This is a genomic window from Bacillus sp. EB600 (assembly GCF_024494385.1).
GTDB lineage: Bacteria > Bacillota > Bacilli > Bacillales > Cytobacillaceae > JAEVLT01.
Genome location: NZ_JAEVLT010000001.1, coordinates 53,275 through 72,706, shown reverse-complemented (window position 1 = coordinate 72,706; position 19,432 = coordinate 53,275). Strand labels below are relative to the sequence as shown.

Below are 19,432 nucleotides of genomic sequence, written 5' to 3'. Positions count from 1 at the left end.
ATAATTGATATTCTTTGAAAATATCAAAAAGGATGTTTACAATATTTTGAAAAGTTTTATAATAGATGACGGGAGAAAAACAGGCTGCAAGGAAAAAAATGACACGGCAACAAAAAATGAGGTATTATAGATAACGTGTTGTAAAAAGAATGGATTGGTTAAGGCAGGGGGTCCTCCTAACTTTAACCCTTTGCGGCAAATATTCGGACTGGTTATTCCTTAAGGGGGAAATAATAAGCAATGTCATTTAAAAATTATTTTATAAATGAAAAAACAATCCTGTTAACAGGTATCTACAGCCATCATGGTCAACTGCAAACATTGGTCATCGAAACGGATCAGACATTCCGTGTTAATCGTACTTCAGAACAAATCCTTACTTCGTCATTGAAAAAAATGGGTACAAGTCTTAGTGAATCGTTGGATATTGCGAAAGCAAATCTAGGCAATGTTAAAATGTATCCCGTAAGATTAAATCCACATTTAGGATTATACCTATTTCCTAGTAAATCGCCAAAAAGGCCTGATTGTGTTTGGATCTCGCTTATCCATGTGAAAGGGGCTAAGAGCATAGGAAAAAACAAAACAAAGATTTATTTCAGCCATGATCATTCAATCATAATTGATTGCACACTTTCAACCTTTACTAATAAATTACAAAGGACCCTAAAGCTTAGAAGAATGATCGCTGAAAATGAAAATAGTCCGATAACTTTCTACCTCGAACCAAGAGGCGGATTACAAATACAATCAGATAAACAAATAGATACTACCTTCCAAAATGACCAAAAGGACATCTCTAATGGACAAAACGAAAATTGAACACAGTTAGTCAGGAAAAACCTTGAAGTACGAAAGCATTTCATGCTTCAAGGTTTTTTTGATTATGGACAGGACCAATGTTCTTGTGAATCCTATTAATAGTGACATTTAAAAAGGGCTTACCATACTTTGGTAAGCCTTTTTTAAATGGAAGCTTCTTCGTTTAGACTATATTCTTCGATTTGGTTTTGACCGCCAAACATCTGGTTTATTTCTTTAGCCACTTCGTCTAAAAAGTCATCTGACAGTAAGGGGGTATTTTCTTTGATCATATCCAATCCTCCTTTTATTGAGGGCTTTTCAAGGAATAGTATTGACAAAGAAACAAATATCATACTTATATTATACATGATTTAGTTAAAAAGATGGGTCAAATGAGCTAAATATATATGAATCTTTTGAAACTTCAGTTGAAGCTTTGTAATTAATTTATATTTACATAATAGGAATATAGCAGTAATATTAACAACAGTTTCATAATTCTAAATCGCTTAATCCTTTAGGAACGGGGGACCCATTTTTTGGTGTTCTGGACCAATTGGGGTGAATCCTATTTATATAGGAAGGGATACTCTTTGTCCCAAACCCGACAGCTAACCTCGGAAGCGTTTAAGAGAGAAGGTGGAGCAGCTGAGACTATTTACTGAAAGTCCACAGGGCTATTCTCTTTGCCGTGTGGATTTTTTTGTTGTTAACAGAAAATCCAACTTAGATCTTTGATTTGCCTTTAAGAAAGTGGGTAAGCTAAAAAGAATTAAGAATCGTTTATGCACGTTCATTTTTAAAACTGAATTGGCTAGTAAAAAAGAAATAATGAGTTTTGGTGGTGACATTGTGTTTTCTGCAGTTAAAAGATTTTTAATCGGTCGTCCTTTAAAATCAACCGAATTAGGAGATCAAAAGCTTAACAAAACAAAAGCTTTGGCAATCCTCTCTTCTGATGCTTTATCATCGGTGGCATATGGTCCAGAACAGGTTCTGCTTGTATTAGTGACAATAGGTGCAACAGCACTTTGGTACTCTCTTCCAATTGCGATTGGCGTCCTTATTTTATTGATTGCCCTTATTTTATCCTATCGGCAAATAATTTTTGCTTATCCTCATGGGGGCGGGGCTTATGTTGTATCTAAAGAAAACCTAGGAGAAAATCCCGGTTTGGTTGCAGGTGGATCCCTGCTGGTGGATTACATCTTAACCGTTGCTGTTAGTGTCTCGGCAGGAACCGATGCAATTACATCTGCCTTTCCTAATTTACTTCCTTACAATGTAGTGATTGCGAGCTTGCTGGTTGTTGTTATTACCATTTTAAACCTAAGAGGGATAACGGAGTCAGCTTCAATACTTGCGTATCCTGTTTATTTATTTGTCTTGGCCTTATTTATTTTAATTGTAGTTGGCTTATATCATATTCTTACAGGTCATGTTCCGGCAGCCGCACACCCGGCTATTGGAACACCTGTTGCCGGAATTAGTCTATTTTTGCTGTTAAAGGCGTTCGCATCAGGTTGCTCAGCTTTAACAGGGGTTGAAGCAATTTCAAATGCGATTCCTAATTTCAAAAGCCCCGCACCGAATAATGCAGCGAAGACGTTAATTGCGATGGGATGTTTACTGGCTGTTCTATTTTCAGGGATTGTTTATTTAGCGTATTATTACGGAATCGCCCCTAGAGCAGATGAAACAGTCGTTTCTCAGATTGCTTCGCAAACATTTGGAAGGAACTATGTTTACTTCTTTATTCAAGGGACAACCGCGTTAATTTTAGTTCTGGCTGCGAATACAGGTTATTCAGCGTTTCCATTGCTGGCTGTTAACCTTGCAAAAGACAAATATATTGCACGAATGTTTACCATTAGAGGAGATCGATTGGGATACTCAAATGGAATACTCTTTCTGGCCATTGCTTCGATATTATTAATTATTGGCTTTAAAGGTCGAACGGAACATTTAATTCCTCTTTATGCAGTCGGTGTGTTTATTCCATTTACATTAGCCCAGACAGGGATGCTGGTCAAATGGATCCGTGAAAAGCCACCTGGTTGGCTCGTAAAGCTAATCACTAATTTAATTGGAGCTTTAATTAGTTTTATTGTGATGATGATTTTCTTTATCACTAAATTTGGGCAAGTATGGCCTGTGCTTATCTTTTTACCACTGCTAGTCATTATTTTTCACCAAATAAGAAAACATTATCTAAAAGTAGGAAAGCAACTAAGTTTATCAAATTGCAAACAACTTAAACCGATTAAGGGAAATATTATCATTGTTCCTGTAGCGGGTATGACACACGTTGTCGAAAATTCTTTAAATTATGCTAAATCGCTATCACCTGATCAAATGATTGCCGTTTACGTTTCCTTTGAGCGGGAGGATGAAAAAATCTTTGAGGAAAAATGGAAAAAATGGCAGCCCGATGTTCGCTTAGTCACGTTACAGTCCTATTACCGTAGTATCCTCAATCCGTTAATGAAGTTTATCGATACGGTAGAACACAAGGCAAATGAATCGAATTATAGTGTTACCGTTTTAATACCACAGTTTATTACTAAAAAAAGGTGGCAAAACATTCTCCATAACCAGACAAGCATACTTATTCGTGCCTACCTTCTTATGCGAAAAAATGTAGTCGTGTCAACTGTTCCATTTCATTTAAAGGAATAGTGATGTTTGATTTACTGCATTTTCCGTGGATTTGAAAAAGAAAACTTTCTTAACCGTAAAAAAACAACCGAGTCATCCTAAAAGGATTGATTGGTTGTTTTTTTGTTTCCAACGACCGGCACACTTGCCGTTAACGATTGAATATTTTTCGTTACCTTCGTACTGTATGTAAAATCACCATAACAGTATGGGTATCGGAAATTTTTTTTATCTCCCTGGCAAGTATAAAGATTAGGTGCTTTTTGGACTTGGAGTAGAGAGAAATTTTGTGCTAACTCTTCACTGTGTTTGCCGCCGTGCTGCGCAACGTAGTCAATATATCCTTTTCCCATATTGTAAGCTTGAATAATCGTGGCAAAATCGACATTTTTTTGTTGACCATATGCAAGAATCCGCTGAAAGTGTTTAACGCCAAGCTGAATGCTTTTGCTCGGATCAGTTATGGTATTTCGAGGAAATCCAGCCGATTCAGAAGCCTGCATAGGATCTCCTCCTTTACCATGACTTTCCTGCTGCATTAACGCCACTAAGACAGTAGTGTAATTTTCTAAATGATATTTAGCTAATTCATTATGAATGGATGAACGATATTTTTTCACGTTTGTAAACGGATCAGACTTCACCGGGGGTGTACCAAACTGCATATTGGAAAGGGCTATTATGAGCAAAAAGGTACCTAGAAGCAACAGTAGCACGACGAAGCTGGCATTCGCTTTTTTCCGTCTTCGTTTTTTCACTTCTACGATTCTCCTAAATTCATTTACTTTAAGGATAGTATAATCCAAACAAGCTAGCAAGTACCAAAATTACTTGGAAAATTTCAGAAATGTAATTTTCTAGCCATTGAAGCAAATCATGCCAAGTAGTTAGTAAAGGATAAAACAAAACAAGTTGGAGGTTGGATGGAAAGAGTATACAAGAAGTGAAATTTTTGGGATAATTTGGTTAGAATCTCTTTGAAAATAAACAAAGTTCTGAGAAAAGAAGGAGATAAAGTGAACGAAAACCAAACTATTGAAGAACTCGAAAAACGGATCGATGAATTGGGCCGTGAAGCTTTTGAGTTAAAGCAAATGATTCAGTCTTTAAAGTCTGGCCAAACGGTGGAAATCATGCCTGAGAAGTCTACGCTTAAGGTCATACAAAAACCTGTAAAACAAAAAACCATTACGGATCCGATTGATTGGGAAAAGCAAATCGGTCAGGTTTGGCTTCCGTGGGTATCTAATTCCATTTCTAGTGGAAAGCTCCAATCCTAGTATTCTCTATTTTCAAGAATCTAGTACAAAGGCCAGACAAATGGAAAAAGCCGAAAACATACAAAATGCCGTTTCAATGTACGTTTAATTTTCAAAATAAATTGAATGCTTGGTGAATAGAATTACCATAGTCCTTTCTTACTTTAGTGAAAGGGGTGTGGGAAAATGAAGTGCAAAATACATCGATGCAATTGCCGGAAAATTTGGTCGATCCAAAACAGGAAGACGCATATAACCGCAAGTACGGTCCTTCTTAACGGGACATGGACTGCTGAGCTAAAACCCAAAAGAAGAAGGAATCCAAAAGGATTTGTCATAACAAATAAATGGCAGGATATCATCCTTGATCCACCGATTGAATTAGTTGAACAATTTGTCCAGGAAGCACAGCTGATTTATGACAAAAATGAGGTTAATTTTAATGTGGAAAGTGGTAAATTTTTATATTTTGCTGAGGATGGAGCCTGTTATATGCTTAGCAAAATGAATGGTAATGATTAGCAGAGTCTTGTCTGTTAGTAGTTCGGAGCTGCCACTGTGGCAGCTTTTCTTATTTTTAAAACATTTTCTTACATAGAAGTGCTCACCCAAATAAATAGGCGCTTCATTCAGTAACAACGACCTAATCTTAAAAATATATTGTTGAAGAGAGTACACGTGGTATTTTTTGTTCCTAATGAAAATTAACTAACAAATTACCTTAGTTCTACTCTCCTTCGGGTGTGGGTTTATTTAGTTAAAAGTAAATGATAAAGGGGAGGTACACATGCAAAATTTTCAAAATGAATTACAAATGTTGGGGATGGATCAATATCATGCTGGTGAGCTAATTCCTATGGATCCGATGAGCCAACAACTTGGAGCAGACATTCGGCGCTGTGGACGTTGTGGATTTGGTTGTGGCGGGTTCCGCTGTGGAGGATTCCGCTGTGGTGGCTGCTTCGGTTGTGGTGGCTGTGGTGGCTGTGGTGGCTGTGGTGGCTGCTTCGGTTGTGTGGGATTTGGCTTTGGCTGTTTCGGTTTAGGCATCGGCTTTATCTAAAAAGAAAGTACCCCTGCTTGAATTGTTTGCAGGGGTATGATTTTGTTAGAAATTTATAGCTCCTTTTCATTGTCGGCTTCTTTTTATCATATTGGACAAGTACTTTTACATAAAATGTTAGTGGTTAAATAGGCACGATTTTTTAAGGAGGCTTTGAATGACAATACTGAATTCTTCATCAAGACTAAAGGTTAAAAGAGATACATTTTTTGTCCCTGATTCAAATGGCGGGGTGTATTTTCGAAATAATGTGAGCTCCTTCCGATTAGAAGGCCAAACCATCTATCAATGGATTGAAAAACTGGTGCCAATGTTCAATGGTGAGCAGACATTGGCCGACTTGACTGAAGGATTAACAGAACCTTATCGAAACAGAGTCTATGAGCTTAGTGAAACATTGGTTAAAAATGGCTTTGTCCGCGATCTAAGCAAGGACCGGCCACATTACTTAAACAGAACTGTTCTTGAAAGGTATGCTTCCCAAATTGAATTCATTGAAAATTTTACTGATTCTGCTGCTTGCCGTTTTCAGCAATACCGGCAGACCAAGCCATTGGTGATTGGCTCGGGATTCATGGCTGTTTCGATGATTACCTCGTTACTTGAATCGGGAATTGCCAAATGTGATGTTATCTTTCTAGATACTACTGCAACAAATCGGGAACGTTTGCAAGATGTTGTTCAACATATGAAGACAAAAGACTCTGAGGTTGAGGTAATGGAAGTATTTTTGCAACAGGAACGGGTGGAATGTCTGTGGCGGGAAGAAGTTAGGCCCTATGATTGGGTGTTGTATGTCACAGAGGATGGAAGTATAGAACAGCTAAGAGAATTAAATCATATATGCAAACAAGAAGGAAAGGCATTTATTCCTGCCATTTGTTTAGAACAAGTCGGACTGGCCGGTCCAGTTGTCGTTCCGGAAGCAGATGGTTGCTTTGAATCTGCATGGCACCGCATCCATCAGTCCGCACTAAAAAGAGGGGATCGACCGCAAAAAAATTCATCAACAGCCGCTGCAGTATTGGCAAATGTTGCGGTGTTTGAATTTTTCAAAAAAGTAACAGGTGTTGCAGCACCCAATCAGAGTAATCAAATTTATTTTCTTAATATGGAGACAATGGAAGGGGAGTGGTTGAGTTTCATAACCCACCCACTATCTGCAGCAAAGGACGTTTCGCCTAGATTGATAGAAGATTTAGATGAAATGTTTAATAAAGACATAAAACGTAACGAACATCCTCCTAATCTATTGGACTTTTTTGGACGGTTAACATCAGAAGAAACAGGAATTTTTCACACTTGGGAGGAGCATAACCTATCACAGCTTCCGCTTGCGCAGTGCTATGTTCAAGCGGTCGACCCGCTGTCAGACGGCCCTGCTGAACTTCTCCCAGAAAAAGTCTGTTCTGGTTTTACTCATTTGGAAGCACAAAAGGAAGCGGGGCTGGCGGGAATTGAAATGTATGTTTCAAGATGGATGGAAGGCCAAGTTACAGCTGGTGTGAAAGGTTCAGCGGGACTGCTGGGAATTGGAGCGGGAGAATCAGTTGAAGAGGCGGTCTGTCGAGGCCTGCAGGCATATTTAGAGGAGTGTTTGCGAAAGAGAACGGTAGAAAAGCGAGGCATAAGCTATCGATTGAAGATGGGAAGGATAGAAGATCAGCGCTGCCGCTTTTATTTTCATGCTTTGACAACATTGCATGAAGTTCCGGCAATTGGCATGGAAGAGGATTTACTTGGCTTCCCTGTGATATGGGTTAGATCAAAGGGGCAACACTACACGAAAGTGGGTTTGAATACAACATTGGCGTTAAGAAGTGCCTTAAAGCAAGCACTTATGGATGCACAAAACCAGGTGAGAACAAATGAACTGAAGGTGGCAGAGGGATCCGTGTTTTTAAAACTAAACGAATCAACACTTGAAATTCCTACATGTGAAGAGGTAACGCAATTAGAGCTGCTGCGTTCCTCGATTCAGGTGATAAATCAAGCCAACAAACGATTAGCTGTCTATGACATTGGCTTCGAACCATTTTTACAGGAGGAGCTTGTTAGGGTAGTTGGTGTTCTGCTGCAGGAGGTGGAAACCTGATGGCAGTCAGTATTTTTATTGAAGGGACCTGCTTATTAGCGGATTATGTCGAAACACTCTTGTCAAGTCATTTTGAGGTAACACGTCACGGCAGCTTGGCTGAAATTCCAAACGAATCGGAATTGGTACTAATACTTGATGATACCTGGCACCCATCGATCTATCACAAATCAGAAGAGATTTTTCGGTCTGCCGGGATCCCCATGCTCCGTGCGTTTGTTTCGTTTGGTGAGGGGATTATCGGTCCATTCTCTTTTCCCGATCGGCCTGGATGTTCAACCTGTACCGACTTGCGGCGTTTGCTAACTGGACCTTACAGGAGAGAAATGTGGGAGCTGCAGAATAAGCTCGCTTTGACGGAAGGTTTGCAGCCAGACGCATGGTCATCGCGGACCGGTTTATCTCAGATGGCCTTTCTGATCAATCGGGAGGTACAGAGGCTCCTTCAAGGTGAACCTACATGCATAGAAGAGCATGCGTTCATTATCGATTTGCGAACGCTTCTGACGTCCAGGCACTTTGTTTTGCCAGACCCGCAGTGCCCCGTGTGTGGTCATTTGCCCGCTGATACTGCAGAATTAGCGGAAATGAAACTTGCTGCCAGACCGAAAATTAGTGAGGAAAGTTTTCGCTGCCATCCAATCGAAGACTTGAAATCTGTGCTAATCAAAGACTATCTTGACCTTCGTACAGGGGTTTTTAATGGGATGATCCATGACAACTCCTTGCCGTTTGCGGATGTCATCGTAAATATGCCGCTATTTGGGGCAGATGAGGGAACCGCAGGCCGATCGCATTCTTACGAAGTAAGTGAGCTAACAGCTATTTTAGAAGGACTGGAGCGGTACTGCGGAATTGGGCCCCGTGGGAAAAAGCGGACGGTTCGAGATAGCTATCAAAACGTAAAGACAATAGCACTGAATCCAGAATCTGTCGGTTTACATGAAAAAAAGTGTTACGGGAATAGTAATTTTCCGTTTAAAGCTTTTGATCCCAAAGTGCCAATGAATTGGGTCTGGGGCTATTCCTTTTTAAATAATCGTCCGATGCTCGTTCCAGAGTTACTCGCTTATTACAGCTTGGGTGATGGAGAGGGCTTTGTTTATGAGACTTCGAACGGATGTGCATTAGGGAGGAGTTTGGAGGAGGCAATTTTTCATGGAATCTTAGAAGTTGTGGAACGGGATTCGTTTCTGATAACCTGGTACGCCCAACTCCCGCTTCCACCACTTGATCTTTATTCAACTAACGATAAAGAATTAGAGTTGATGGTTGACCGGCTGCGTGAGGTGGCGGGCTATGATGTTTATCTTTACAATTCAACAATGGAACATAAGATTCCAAGCGTTTGGGGAATCGCAAAAAACAGAAATTTGAAGGGAGTAAACCTAATTTGTGCCGCTGGGGCAAATCCCGACCCTGTGAAGGCAGTAAAAAGCGCGCTGTTTGAACTTGCTGGGATGATGTACCGCCATGATGAAAAACTAGAGCAAAACCGCTTGAAATATGAACGGATGCTTAATGATCCGTATGCAGTCGAAACGATGGAGGATCATGGACTGCTCTATGGCCTGCCAGAGGCCGAGGAACGCCTGAATTTTTTATTGAACCAAAGCAGTCCATTAAGAACGTTTGTCGAGGAATTTCCGCCCCATCCGAGGAACAAGGATTTGAGGGATGATCTTGAGGAGCTCTTCCAAAGATTTCGCCTCTTAAATCTCGATGTTATTGTTGTTGATCAGTCCACGCCTGTAACAAAACGGAACGGACTATATTGCGTTAAAGTACTCATTCCAGGAATGCTGCCAATGACATTTGGACACCACCTAACACGGGTAAGAGGTCTGGAGCGGGTGCTCAATATTCCAATGAAGCTTGGATATACGAATCGGCCGTTAACCTATGAACAGCTGAATCAACATCCGCATCCGTTTCCTTAAATTGATGAGCAGGAGGTGAAAAATGGATTTTGAGACATTTTTAGACCATTTGCATTTTGACCCGGAGAAAATTCTTCCGCAGGATTGGAAGGTAGATTGGGACGACGCACCACTGCCCTATAAATTGTATCGTGATTTACAGGAGTTCACTTTACCTTCCGAACTTCCTTTATCAATTGAAGGACAGAATACTACTGATCTGCCAAAACTGGAAAATATTGGTCATTTTCTCTGGTATGTATACGGTCTAACTCAATATTCCCAAACGGCTTTCCCCAGTATGCCGCCGGAAACAAATATAAAAGTGGCCCAATCCTTTCGCCGCTTTGTTCCCTCCGGCGGAGCACTATATCCTAATGAGCTATATGTATATTTAAAGCTGTCTGAAATACCAGAAGGAGTTTATCATTACTCCACGCTCCATCACCGCCTTGTTTTGATCAGAGAAGGTAATTTTGATTCCTACTTAGAGAGAAGTATCGGAAAAACCTGTAACATTTCCAATTGTTTTGCGGCGGTGTTTGTTTCAACAGTATTTTGGAAAAATTTTTATAAATATCATAATTTCTCATACCGTCTACAAGGCTTGGATGCAGGTGTGATCATAGGGCAAAGCCTGGAAGTTGCGGAGCGAATGGGCTTTACTACAAAGGTCTGCTATCAATTTCTTGATCGGCCGGTTAATCATTTGCTCGGGCTGTCTGAGCAGGATGAAAGTGTATATGCTGTTATTCCATTATCAACACAGTCTATTATCCAACTTGAAGATGAGGAAAAAAGTTTTTCGGCTGCATCCTTGTGCCAAGAGCTTCCCGAACGAAAGGCTGAGATCTATCAACGCTCAAAAAAAGTGATCGATTATCCGATGCTAAGGAAACTAAACGAAGCATCGATGAATGAATCAACTGATTCGTTTGTAAAGTTGGAGCATGGCAAACACAGTAATATTTATTCAAGCATAGAAACAATCATGCTGCCATATACAGAACCAATCACCTATGATTTTGCCTCCGTGTGCAGGGAGCGCCATTCTCCTGATTTTGATTTTAGACTAGGAAAAGTGAATCAAACACAGATCTCTACATTGTTAAAAGAGGCATTGTCTGTTGTGTATAGAAATGACTTGGAGGAAGCCGATTGGAATGCTGATCTTCATGTCGTTTTATATGGCTGTTTTTATAATGTTGAGGGTATTCCCAATGGGGCCTATTCTTATGAAAAAAACGCCCATGCCATAAGGAAAATCTCTGCAGGGGATTACCGAGGGTATCTACAATCCGGCTTAACAATGAACACTGTGAATTTGTTTCAGGTTCCGCTCTGTTTCCACATCGTTGGTGACAAAGACCATCTAATCAAGAGAATGGGATATCGGGGGTACCGGATTCAACAAATGGAAGCGGGTATTTTAGTGCAAAGGCTACTTTTGACAGCCGGCGCTTTAGGAATGGGCGGCCACCCTTTGCTTGGCTTTGATCCTAAATCATGCGATGAGCTTTATCAAATTGATTTAAAAGAAAAAACGAGCTTGATTCAGTTACCTGTCGGTCCCTACCGGCCGCGTGCGTGGTTAAAGGGAGGTCTGCATTGAGCGGGTAAGAACCCCGATGATTTATATCAATATTCATTTGCCAAGGATTGGTCGATGTTTGCAAAGGGGCTGACTGAAGAAAGGGAGATACTGAATTACTTAATGAAGTCAAAAATAAATAGGAAAAACACAAAAAAGCAGTAATTCACTGCTTTTTTGTGTTTTATGAAAGATAAGAAAGCATAATTTTTAACTTTGAGAATTGTCTAGCTTCAGCGCCCAGCGATTAATGTACTTCGCTCACCTCCCTACGATAAGTCAAGCACGAAGGCGATAACGCGCTTCGTGTTTCCTTTATCTCATACGGTGCGCTCCAGTCCATACGTCGCTAAACGGGCGCTCGCTTCCGCATTTCTTCGGATATGCATGGGCCTCTTAAAGGCTGGAAAGAATAATTATGACTAGGTTTTGGTAAATCCGCAAATGGTATGATCTGTTAGGAGAGGTCAATTGTGATAACTCTTTATCGAAGAACAACGGAAGCTTGGAGACAAAGAAATTTTGCACTTTTAACCCCTGAATCAATTGTTTTAGGTGTTTTGATGGCAATGATCGGAGGTTTTTTGGACGCTTACACCTTTGTAAGCAGAGATGGTGTATTTGCCAACGCCCAAACAGGGAATTTCGTCTTATTAGGTGTAGAAATGGCACAAGGAGAATTAAACCAAGCATACCAGCATATTCCTCCTATCTTTGCCTTTGTGCTCGGGGCAGCCGTTGCAGAAACCTTTAAGCGTTGGCGGGGAAAACGATTATTTCAAGCTCCCGGCCGTGCAGTCCTTCTATTAGAGATGGTATTACTTGTATGTGTCGGATTCCTGCCACCAACGATACCAAATATGGCAATAACAATCATTATTGCATTTGTTGCATCCATTCAATTTTCAACATTTCGAAAGCTGACCAGATGGAATTACAATACGACGACAATCACAGGGAATCTTTTCACGGCAACAAAATCGGCCTATTCAGCTATTTTCGTTCATGACCGAGAGGCAGCGGTCCAGGCAATTCACTTTATCACCATCCTTTCATCCTTTCTGTTTGGAGCACTTGTCGGGACATTGTCGACTTTCTATTTTGAAACAAAGGCAATTTGGATTGCAGCTGGAATTCTTGTGATCCTCATCGTCCTATTTACTGTTAAACCTGAGACGGAGTCTTCTTAGTTCCAGAAACGCACTATCATTAATCACTTAGCAACTGATAGATCCAAAAAAATGAACGAATTTCAAAGAATTTCCTTGTTTTTTAAATAAAATTCAGATTGTAATTGATGGAAATTATATGTTAGTATATTATAGTAAAATAATATGGTAACGTACTAAAGTAAAGGGGTTTTCTTCTCTATGAAAAAACGTTTAGTCACTATGATTCTAGTATTTGCAGCCGTGTTCGCAATCATGGCAGGATGCGCTAATTCTAATTCAAAATCTTCTCCGGGCCAAGACAACAAAAAGACATTGGTGATTGGTGTCGATGATACATTTGCACCAATGGGATTCCGTGATAAAAGTAACAATCTCGTTGGTTTTGACATTGATTATGCGAAAGCAGCCGCTAAAAAAATGGGTACAACAGTGAAATTCCAACCAATCGATTGGAGCACAAAAGAAGCCGAGTTAAGCAGCGGACGTATTGACCTTATTTGGAACGGGTACACAATTACGGACGAGCGAAAAAAGAAAGTTCTTTTCACAAAACCGTATTTAAAAAATTCACAAGTAATTGTAACCCGTGCTGATTCAAACATTAATAAATTGGATGATTTAGCAGGCAAAGTGGTTGGACTTCAATCACAGTCATCTGCAGCAGATGCTTTAAATTCGAATCCAATCAAATCCAAAATTAAAACGGTAACAGAGTATAAAACCAATGATCTCGCACTAACTGATTTGAAAAATGGCCGTTTGGATGCAGTTGTGATTGATGAGGTTGTTATTAATTATTACATGTCGTTGCAGAAAAACTCCTACAAGGTGCTAAGAGACTCGCTTGCTCCAGAAGAATACGGGGTTGGCGTGAAAAAAGGTAATGAGACCCTTTTGAATAAATTGCAAAAAGCACTTGATGAGATGAACCAAGATGGTTCAGCAGCTAAAATTTCTGAAAAATGGTTTGGTGCTAATAAGGTATTAAAGTAAATTTTTTAAACTTAAATTAGAAAAAGCAGGGTTCCATTTAGAAACCCTGTTTTCTTTCGTGGAGGAACTTTTTATGTCCCTAGATTATTTCAATTCCGTTATCATGCCTATGCTTCAAGGAGCGGAGACTACCATCTTTTTATTTTTAATTGCAATTGTATTATCCATTCCGTTCGGTTTTTTGTTGACATTGGCCGTAAATAGCACTTTCAAGCCACTGTCCAGTTTAGCACAGGCTTATATTTATATCATGCGCGGTACGCCATTGCTGCTGCAGCTTTTGGTAATTTGCTTCGGACTGCCGATGATTCCTGGAATTGGCCAATATTTGGTGCTAGATAGATTTGTCGCAGCTTGTTTAGGCTTTATTTTGAATTACTCTGCCTATTTTGCAGAAATCTTCCGTGGCGGGCTTCTGGCGATTGATAAAGGCCAGTATGAAGCGTCTCAGGTGCTCGGGTTAAATAGATGGCAGATGACTACAAGGATCATCCTTCCACAAATGTTCAGGATTGCCCTTCCGGCTGTAACAAACGAATCGGTTACATTAGTGAAAGATACAGCATTACTATATGCCGTTGCAGTTCCAGAATTGTTACACTTTGCTGAAACAGCGGTAAACCGTGACTTTACAATTATGCCTTACTTCTACGCAGGTTTGATTTATCTGATCATTACATTCGTATTAAGCTTATTCTTTAAATGGCTTGAACGGCGATTCAAATTTGAATAGAAGGGGGAGACAAACATGGCTATCATTGAAATTTCCAATTTAAAGAAATCGTATGGCAAACATGAGGTACTTAAGCAAATTACCTTTGAAGTGAATAAAAATGATGTGGTTGCTGTAATCGGTCCTTCCGGTTCAGGGAAAAGCACAATGCTTCGCAGCTTGGTCCATCTTGAAGATATAGACGGAGGGAGTATTTGCGTTTCCGGCGATTATCTAGCAAAGGATGGAGTATACTCGAAACCGCAGGAGATTAAACAGATCACCTCCAAAATGGGCATGGTTTTTCAGCATTTTAATCTTTTTCCGCACTTGACGGTAAAAGAAAATTTGGAGATTGCTCCTAAATTGTTAAAAAGGGAGCCTTTAACAACAATTCAACAGCGGAGCACTGAACTGCTTGCGAAAATCGGACTTACTGATCGAGCGAAGGCCTACCCGGCAAACCTTTCGGGGGGCCAAAAACAAAGGGTTGCCATTGCCCGAGCACTGATGTTGGATCCCGAGATTATGCTCTTTGATGAACCAACTTCTGCCTTAGATCCTGAATTGACTGGTGAGGTCCTTGAAGTAATGAAAAATTTAGCGAAAGAACATATGACAATGATCATTGTTACTCATGAGATGGGGTTTGCCAAGGAAGTGGCAAACAAGGCTGTGTTTATGGATAATGGAGAGATCATTGAAGAGGGGCATCCAAATGACTTGTTTACAAATCCGCAGATGGACCGTACCAAGGCATTTCTGCATCGCAGTTTAGGGTAAGTTATGTAACTAAAGAGCAGCTAAACAAAAGGTAGTTTGCTTACTTTAAAAGATGATTGGACTGAAATGGAAAGAGCTCCTTATCCAGCAGGAGCTTTTTCAACGTCTAGCTTCGCATAGAAAGTGCTGACGTCGACGTTCCTTCATTCTAGTGCTTGCGTTTCGGTCCTTTTCGCGCTCGCTTGTTTTATTAGGAAATTAAATGGGGGCATAGATACGATGGATGAGCGGTTTTATGATGGCATGCTGAACATAAAAACGGCAGGGGATCAAAAGGGATTCAACAGATCAATGCACTATTATCGTTATGAGCCCACACCATACAGTGCACTAAAGCTTTTATTTGAAAAATATGAATTAACTAGTAGTGACCGGATCGTTGATTTTGGCTGCGGGAAGGGAAGATTAAACTTCTATCTTCATTATTTATTTAATGCTACTGTTGTTGGCGTGGAAATGAACGAGACCTTTTATCGAGAAGCCCTGGAAAGTCGAAAAAACTATTTAAAGAAGCATAGTCATGGAAAAGACAAAATTCATTTTCTCCACTGCCTAGCCGAAGAATACCATATTAACCCAATGGATAATCACTTTTACTTTTTTAATCCATTCTCAATCCAGATATTTACAAAGGTAATCAATCATATCTTGAAATCCGTTGAAAACACGGAAAGAGAAATTACGTTGATATTATATTATCCTTCCGAGGATTACATCTATTTTCTAGAAAACCAAACTACTTTTGTTTTAACGGAAGAAGTCATATTGCCTAGTGTTTATGAACATAATCAAAACGAGCGATTTTTAATTTATCGCTTGTGAATGAGCTAAGCAGGTTATTGTATAAAAAGTGGCATGAGCATTCCGCCTTTTACTCTTAGCCTTCTCACTTTAACCTTGTGGATTGCTATGTTTCTTGACTACAGCTTCAGAACCTAAACGAGTTAAAAGTGTTCCAAGATTTTCGGTTACGCCTAACCCTTTATTGGATTGCCCAGATTCTGCAGAGCTAGATGTTATGGAAATAGGCGCAATCTTCAACGCACCCCCGAAATTTACAATCCCACCTGAAATAGTATTGATAAAAATTCCCTGACTGCTACTTGTCAAAATAATTCTCCCCATTTCATTTTCTTATATAAGTATGTTCAGTCACGCGTCAGCGTATAAACACATCAACTAAACATGTTAGAAAAATATTTTAAGATTGTCCAGTATAATCATTCCAGCACAATCTTTTAAAGCCGACCATTTTGGTCGGCTTTTATTCTAGTCTAGGAAATTATAAAAAAATTTTCTATTGGTAACTTTGAATGAAGTTGATCAACGTCTAGCTCCAACGCCCAGCGACTAGTGTACTTCGCCCACCTCCCTATGATAAGTCAAGCACGAATGAGCTAACGTTCTTCGTGTTTCCTTTATCTCAGTGTGTGTGCTCCAGTCCATACGCCGCTAAACGGGCACTTCCGCTTTTGTTCTAAAGAATCTTGGATGAGATGCTTTAAATCTTTTTGTTGGGTGTTTTTTCATAATCTAGCCGGTCATTGGTAAGTGACCAGCCGGTTTTTAGGCCGAAAATGAACCAGGTCAGTGCTAAAGCACCGAGCGCAAAAATAGTATCACCGATGATCCGCAGCCAAACAAATAAATGGACAATACTTTGTGACATAAATTCTGCGGAGCGTGCATACCACATGCCGTGCTGAACGCTGGCCCATGTCTGCATTAAGCCAATCGGTAACAAACTGATCAGTACCATCAATGCGAGACCAATATTAACTGCCCAAAAGGCAAACGTTAACGCACCAGTTTTCCATTCACGTCTTACTGTTAGACCGCGCAAGCAAAAGAGCATTAAGCCTATGCCCAGCATGCCGTAGACACCAAATAAAGCGGAGTGGCCATGGACAGCTGTCGTATTTAATCCCTGCATATAATATAAAGAGATTGGCGGGTTGATAAAGAAACCGAATAATCCGGCGCCAACTAAATTCCAAAAAGCAACCCCGATAAAGAAATAAATCGGCCATTTGTAGGCAGTCACCCATGCACGGGCTCGACTTCGGGTCACGTTTTCATAGGCCTCAAATCCAATTAACACTAATGGAACAACTTCAAGGGCGCTAAAGGTTGCTCCAAAGGCAATAACCCCTGTAGGAGTGCCGCTAAAGTATAAATGATGGAACGTACCAATAATACCCCCGAATAAAAAGACAATGGTTGAAAATAAAACAGAAGTGGTTGCTGTCCGCAGTCCTAATAATCCCATTCTTGTAAACAGGAAGGCCATTACGACGGTGGCAAACACTTCAAAGAAGCCTTCTACCCAAAGATGGACTACCCACCAGCGCCAGTATTCAGCAATTGCTAAATTACTGTGCTGTCCCCATAATAATGCCGGAACATAGAAGACAGGAATAGCTGTTGATGCGATTAAAAACAAGGCAAGGAGGTGTTTGCTTTCTTTAAGATTTTTAAATGCAGGCAACATGGCTCTAACCATCAGGAATAACCAGAGGAATAATCCGATAGTAAGGAATATTTGCCAGAAACGACCTGTATCTGTATATTCGTAGCCTTGATGGCCAAACCAAAAGTTAGCAGCATGGCCTAATTTTTGTTGGACTGCAAACCATTGGCCAATCATTGACCCTGCTACAATAATAATCAAACATACGAATAAAAAATTCACACCAAACCGTTGGAATTTGGGTTCATAGCCGGAAACGGCAGGAGCCATGAAAAGCCCAGTTGCCAGCCACGCTGTTGCGATCCATAAAATTCCTAGTTGCGTGTGCCAGGATCTAGTTAAGGAATATGGGATCCATTTATCTAATGGAATGCCATAAAAGCCACTGCCCTCAACTTGATAATGGCCTGTTATCGCTCCTAGTAAAACTTGAACAAGCCATAATGCCGCAACCACCCAAAAATATTTTTGAGTTGCCTTCATAGAAGGTGTAGCTGACATGGCCAAGAGCGGATCCCTCTCAGGATATGACTCTTCCACTTCGTGATGCTTTTGGATAGCATAATACCATGCCATGCCCCCAATCGCACCAAGCAACAGGACAAAGCTAACAACAGACCAAACAATCATTTCTCCTGTTGGTTTGTTGCCAATTAAATCTTCATTCGGCCAATTGTTTGTATACGTGACATTGTCGCCGGGACGATTCGTCTCGGTTGCCCACGTCGCCCACCAGATAAAGCTAATAAAAGAATGAAGCCGGCTTGGGTCCTTAATTACATTTTTTGGCATAGCGTAATCGTTTCGCAGCTTGTCAAACTTAGGATCATCTGTGAATAACGAAGAATAATAGTTACTTACATTGGCAATCGCCGCTGCCCTTTGTGGTGTTATAGTAATTTTCCCAGTGTCTTTATCGTACGTATTTTTCCTAATTTCTTTTTTTAGCCGCTCGCGGAGTGCTGCTTTTGACTCATCGTTTATCTCAGAATATCTCTTTCCGAAATCCTTCGTTGCCCAGCTATCTAACATCCACATTGCTTCATTATGAAGCCAATCTGCTGTCCAATCTGGTGCAACATAGGCACCATGTCCCCAAATGCTTCCCATTTCTTGTCCACCAATGGATTGCCAAACATTTTGCCCTGTTTGAATATCCTGCTTGGTGTATAGGACGGTTCCATCGGATGAAACAACCTGATTTGGAACAGGCGGTTCTGAATAAATGAGACGGCCACCGTAGTAGCCAAGAATCGCAAATGAAGCTATAAAAACAATGGTAAGGCTTATCCATAACCTTGTATAACGCATAAACACACCTCCGTGAAAGTATATATAAATCCCTTCCACATTTGCGAAAGAAAATATACCCATATAGTTCCCGTAATTATAGAAAAGATTCCTTTTAGTAGTTTTGTTGGGAAAATTTATAATCGAAGATATTGAAATAATAGGAGTGAAATGTTCGGTTGATCATTTGTCATCTAATAAATGAATTATCGGTGATTTTTCGTGATCTCGTATACAAGAGGGATTATACAGGAAGTATTTAAGGGAGGATTATTAATCCCATTTGCTTTGTAGGGGGGAAATGAAAGTTAAAAGCTGCCATATGGGCAGCTTTATAATTACAGATAGGATGTACATTACTGAGTAGAACATGATAAAATTATTCATTAAAGAACCCAAGTGCATACCTTACTCCTTCATGGATATCCTTTGTTTCGTATGCAGTAAGGTCCTCAAAGCTAATTTTCAACCTAACATCTTCTAATTCGTAGCCGCTATCTAAATCAATATTTAACAGGACTTCATAACCTTCAGCATCTACACTCGTTTGAATGATGTTGAAGGTCTGAATAGATGTACCTGTCTCATACTTGAATGGTTCTAAGGAATCTGCCATTAAATCA

General features: G+C 40.2%; 18 protein-coding genes and 1 riboswitch. Of the genes, 13 read left to right on the top strand and 5 right to left on the bottom strand.

Translation table 11 applies throughout. From position 1 onward, the window contains the following. The first annotated feature begins 240 nt into the window (after positions 1 to 240). Positions 241 to 822, top strand: a complete 582-nt coding sequence (locus JN080_RS00360) for a competence protein ComK (RefSeq protein ID WP_256233894.1) — start codon at positions 241 to 243, stop codon at positions 820 to 822. A gap of 143 nt (positions 823 to 965) precedes the next feature. Here the strand turns inward: JN080_RS00360 and JN080_RS00355 are convergent, their stop codons facing one another. Continuing rightward, on the bottom strand, positions 966 to 1,094 hold the full coding sequence (locus tag JN080_RS00355; protein WP_256233893.1) for a bacitracin ABC transporter ATP-binding protein: 129 nt from the start codon (positions 1,092 to 1,094) through the stop codon (positions 966 to 968). A 206-nt stretch (positions 1,095 to 1,300) separates the two neighbouring features. Beyond that, positions 1,301 to 1,445, top strand: a riboswitch (cyclic di-AMP (ydaO/yuaA leader). Positions 1,446 to 1,656: 211 nt separating this feature from the next. On the opposite strand from JN080_RS00355, the gene JN080_RS00350 reads away from it, so the two are divergent. Continuing rightward, positions 1,657 to 3,483, top strand: coding sequence for an APC family permease (locus tag JN080_RS00350; protein WP_256233892.1), 1,827 nt, complete (start codon positions 1,657 to 1,659; stop codon positions 3,481 to 3,483). Between the two features lie 77 nt (positions 3,484 to 3,560). On the opposite strand, the gene JN080_RS00345 is transcribed toward JN080_RS00350, so the two are convergent. Next, positions 3,561 to 4,220: a lysozyme family protein gene (locus JN080_RS00345; RefSeq protein WP_256233891.1), complete on the bottom strand. Its 660-nt coding sequence runs from the start codon at positions 4,218 to 4,220 to the stop codon at positions 3,561 to 3,563. 258 nt (positions 4,221 to 4,478) lie between these two features. Here JN080_RS00345 and JN080_RS00340 point away from each other — a divergent pair, with 258 nt between their 5' ends. The 11 genes from JN080_RS00340 (at position 4,479) to JN080_RS00290 (ending at position 15,871) form a co-directional block, all read left to right on the top strand. Next, positions 4,479 to 4,742: a hypothetical protein gene (locus tag JN080_RS00340; RefSeq protein WP_256233890.1), complete on the top strand. Its 264-nt coding sequence runs from the start codon at positions 4,479 to 4,481 to the stop codon at positions 4,740 to 4,742. A 165-nt stretch (positions 4,743 to 4,907) separates the two neighbouring features. Next, on the top strand, positions 4,908 to 5,243 hold the full coding sequence (locus tag JN080_RS00335) for a hypothetical protein (protein WP_256233889.1): 336 nt from the start codon (positions 4,908 to 4,910) through the stop codon (positions 5,241 to 5,243). Between the two features lie 265 nt (positions 5,244 to 5,508). Next, positions 5,509 to 5,784, top strand: a complete 276-nt coding sequence (locus JN080_RS00330; protein WP_256233888.1) for a heterocycloanthracin/sonorensin family bacteriocin — start codon at positions 5,509 to 5,511, stop codon at positions 5,782 to 5,784. Positions 5,785 to 5,941: 157 nt separating this feature from the next. Beyond that, on the top strand, positions 5,942 to 7,879 hold the full coding sequence (locus JN080_RS00325; protein ID WP_256233887.1) for a putative thiazole-containing bacteriocin maturation protein: 1,938 nt from the start codon (positions 5,942 to 5,944) through the stop codon (positions 7,877 to 7,879). After that, complete coding sequence (locus JN080_RS00320) at positions 7,879 to 9,819, top strand: TOMM precursor leader peptide-binding protein (protein WP_256233886.1); 1,941 nt, start codon at positions 7,879 to 7,881, stop codon at positions 9,817 to 9,819. Before JN080_RS00325 ends, JN080_RS00320 begins: the two co-directional genes overlap by 1 nt. Before the next feature lie 22 nt (positions 9,820 to 9,841). Beyond that, positions 9,842 to 11,410: a SagB family peptide dehydrogenase gene (locus JN080_RS00315; RefSeq protein ID WP_256233885.1), complete on the top strand. Its 1,569-nt coding sequence runs from the start codon at positions 9,842 to 9,844 to the stop codon at positions 11,408 to 11,410. A 452-nt stretch (positions 11,411 to 11,862) separates the two neighbouring features. Further along, positions 11,863 to 12,579, top strand: a complete 717-nt coding sequence (locus JN080_RS00310; protein WP_256233884.1) for a YoaK family protein — start codon at positions 11,863 to 11,865, stop codon at positions 12,577 to 12,579. 180 nt (positions 12,580 to 12,759) lie between these two features. Next, positions 12,760 to 13,554: an amino acid ABC transporter substrate-binding protein gene (locus JN080_RS00305; protein ID WP_256233883.1), complete on the top strand. Its 795-nt coding sequence runs from the start codon at positions 12,760 to 12,762 to the stop codon at positions 13,552 to 13,554. A 73-nt stretch (positions 13,555 to 13,627) separates the two neighbouring features. After that, positions 13,628 to 14,287: an amino acid ABC transporter permease gene (locus tag JN080_RS00300; RefSeq protein WP_256233881.1), complete on the top strand. Its 660-nt coding sequence runs from the start codon at positions 13,628 to 13,630 to the stop codon at positions 14,285 to 14,287. Positions 14,288 to 14,302: 15 nt separating this feature from the next. Continuing rightward, positions 14,303 to 15,049 (top strand): amino acid ABC transporter ATP-binding protein, encoded by a 747-nt coding sequence (locus JN080_RS00295; protein ID WP_305473472.1) that lies wholly within the window; start codon positions 14,303 to 14,305, stop codon positions 15,047 to 15,049. Between the two features lie 219 nt (positions 15,050 to 15,268). Beyond that, a complete protein-coding gene (locus JN080_RS00290) occupies positions 15,269 to 15,871 on the top strand; it encodes a methyltransferase (RefSeq protein WP_256233879.1) in 603 nt (200 codons plus the stop codon). A 69-nt stretch (positions 15,872 to 15,940) separates the two neighbouring features. Here JN080_RS00290 and JN080_RS00285 read toward each other — a convergent pair whose 3' ends face one another. From JN080_RS00285 to JN080_RS00275, 3 genes are all read right to left on the bottom strand, one after another. Further along, positions 15,941 to 16,159: a spore germination protein gene (locus JN080_RS00285; RefSeq protein WP_256233878.1), complete on the bottom strand. Its 219-nt coding sequence runs from the start codon at positions 16,157 to 16,159 to the stop codon at positions 15,941 to 15,943. 391 nt (positions 16,160 to 16,550) lie between these two features. Further along, on the bottom strand, positions 16,551 to 18,830 hold the full coding sequence (locus JN080_RS00280; protein WP_256233877.1) for a nitric-oxide reductase large subunit: 2,280 nt from the start codon (positions 18,828 to 18,830) through the stop codon (positions 16,551 to 16,553). A gap of 358 nt (positions 18,831 to 19,188) precedes the next feature. Further along, the gene (locus tag JN080_RS00275) at positions 19,189 to 19,425 is read right to left on the bottom strand and encodes a hypothetical protein (RefSeq protein ID WP_256233875.1); all 237 of its coding nucleotides are present in this window, start codon (positions 19,423 to 19,425) and stop codon (positions 19,189 to 19,191) included. Positions 19,426 to 19,432 lie beyond the last annotated feature (7 nt).

Excerpts from the sequence above, each read along its gene's own strand:
- JN080_RS00315 (WP_256233885.1), top strand. The coding sequence starts at position 9,842 with ATGGATTTTGAGACATTTTTAGACCATTTGCATTTTGACCCGGAGAAA.
- JN080_RS00290 (WP_256233879.1), top strand. The coding sequence starts at position 15,269 with ATGGATGAGCGGTTTTATGATGGCATGCTGAACATAAAAACGGCAGGG.
- JN080_RS00335 (WP_256233889.1), top strand. The coding sequence starts at position 4,908 with ATGAAGTGCAAAATACATCGATGCAATTGCCGGAAAATTTGGTCGATC.
- JN080_RS00320 (WP_256233886.1), top strand. The coding sequence starts at position 7,879 with ATGGCAGTCAGTATTTTTATTGAAGGGACCTGCTTATTAGCGGATTAT.
- JN080_RS00305 (WP_256233883.1), top strand. The coding sequence starts at position 12,760 with ATGAAAAAACGTTTAGTCACTATGATTCTAGTATTTGCAGCCGTGTTC.
- JN080_RS00280 (WP_256233877.1), bottom strand. The coding sequence starts at position 18,830 with ATGCGTTATACAAGGTTATGGATAAGCCTTACCATTGTTTTTATAGCT.
- JN080_RS00325 (WP_256233887.1), top strand. The coding sequence starts at position 5,942 with ATGACAATACTGAATTCTTCATCAAGACTAAAGGTTAAAAGAGATACA.
- JN080_RS00295 (WP_305473472.1), top strand. The coding sequence starts at position 14,303 with ATGGCTATCATTGAAATTTCCAATTTAAAGAAATCGTATGGCAAACAT.
- JN080_RS00300 (WP_256233881.1), top strand. The coding sequence starts at position 13,628 with ATGTCCCTAGATTATTTCAATTCCGTTATCATGCCTATGCTTCAAGGA.
- JN080_RS00360 (WP_256233894.1), top strand. The coding sequence starts at position 241 with ATGTCATTTAAAAATTATTTTATAAATGAAAAAACAATCCTGTTAACA.
- JN080_RS00355 (WP_256233893.1), bottom strand. The coding sequence starts at position 1,094 with ATGATCAAAGAAAATACCCCCTTACTGTCAGATGACTTTTTAGACGAA.
- JN080_RS00275 (WP_256233875.1), bottom strand. The coding sequence starts at position 19,425 with ATGGCAGATTCCTTAGAACCATTCAAGTATGAGACAGGTACATCTATT.
- JN080_RS00330 (WP_256233888.1), top strand. The coding sequence starts at position 5,509 with ATGCAAAATTTTCAAAATGAATTACAAATGTTGGGGATGGATCAATAT.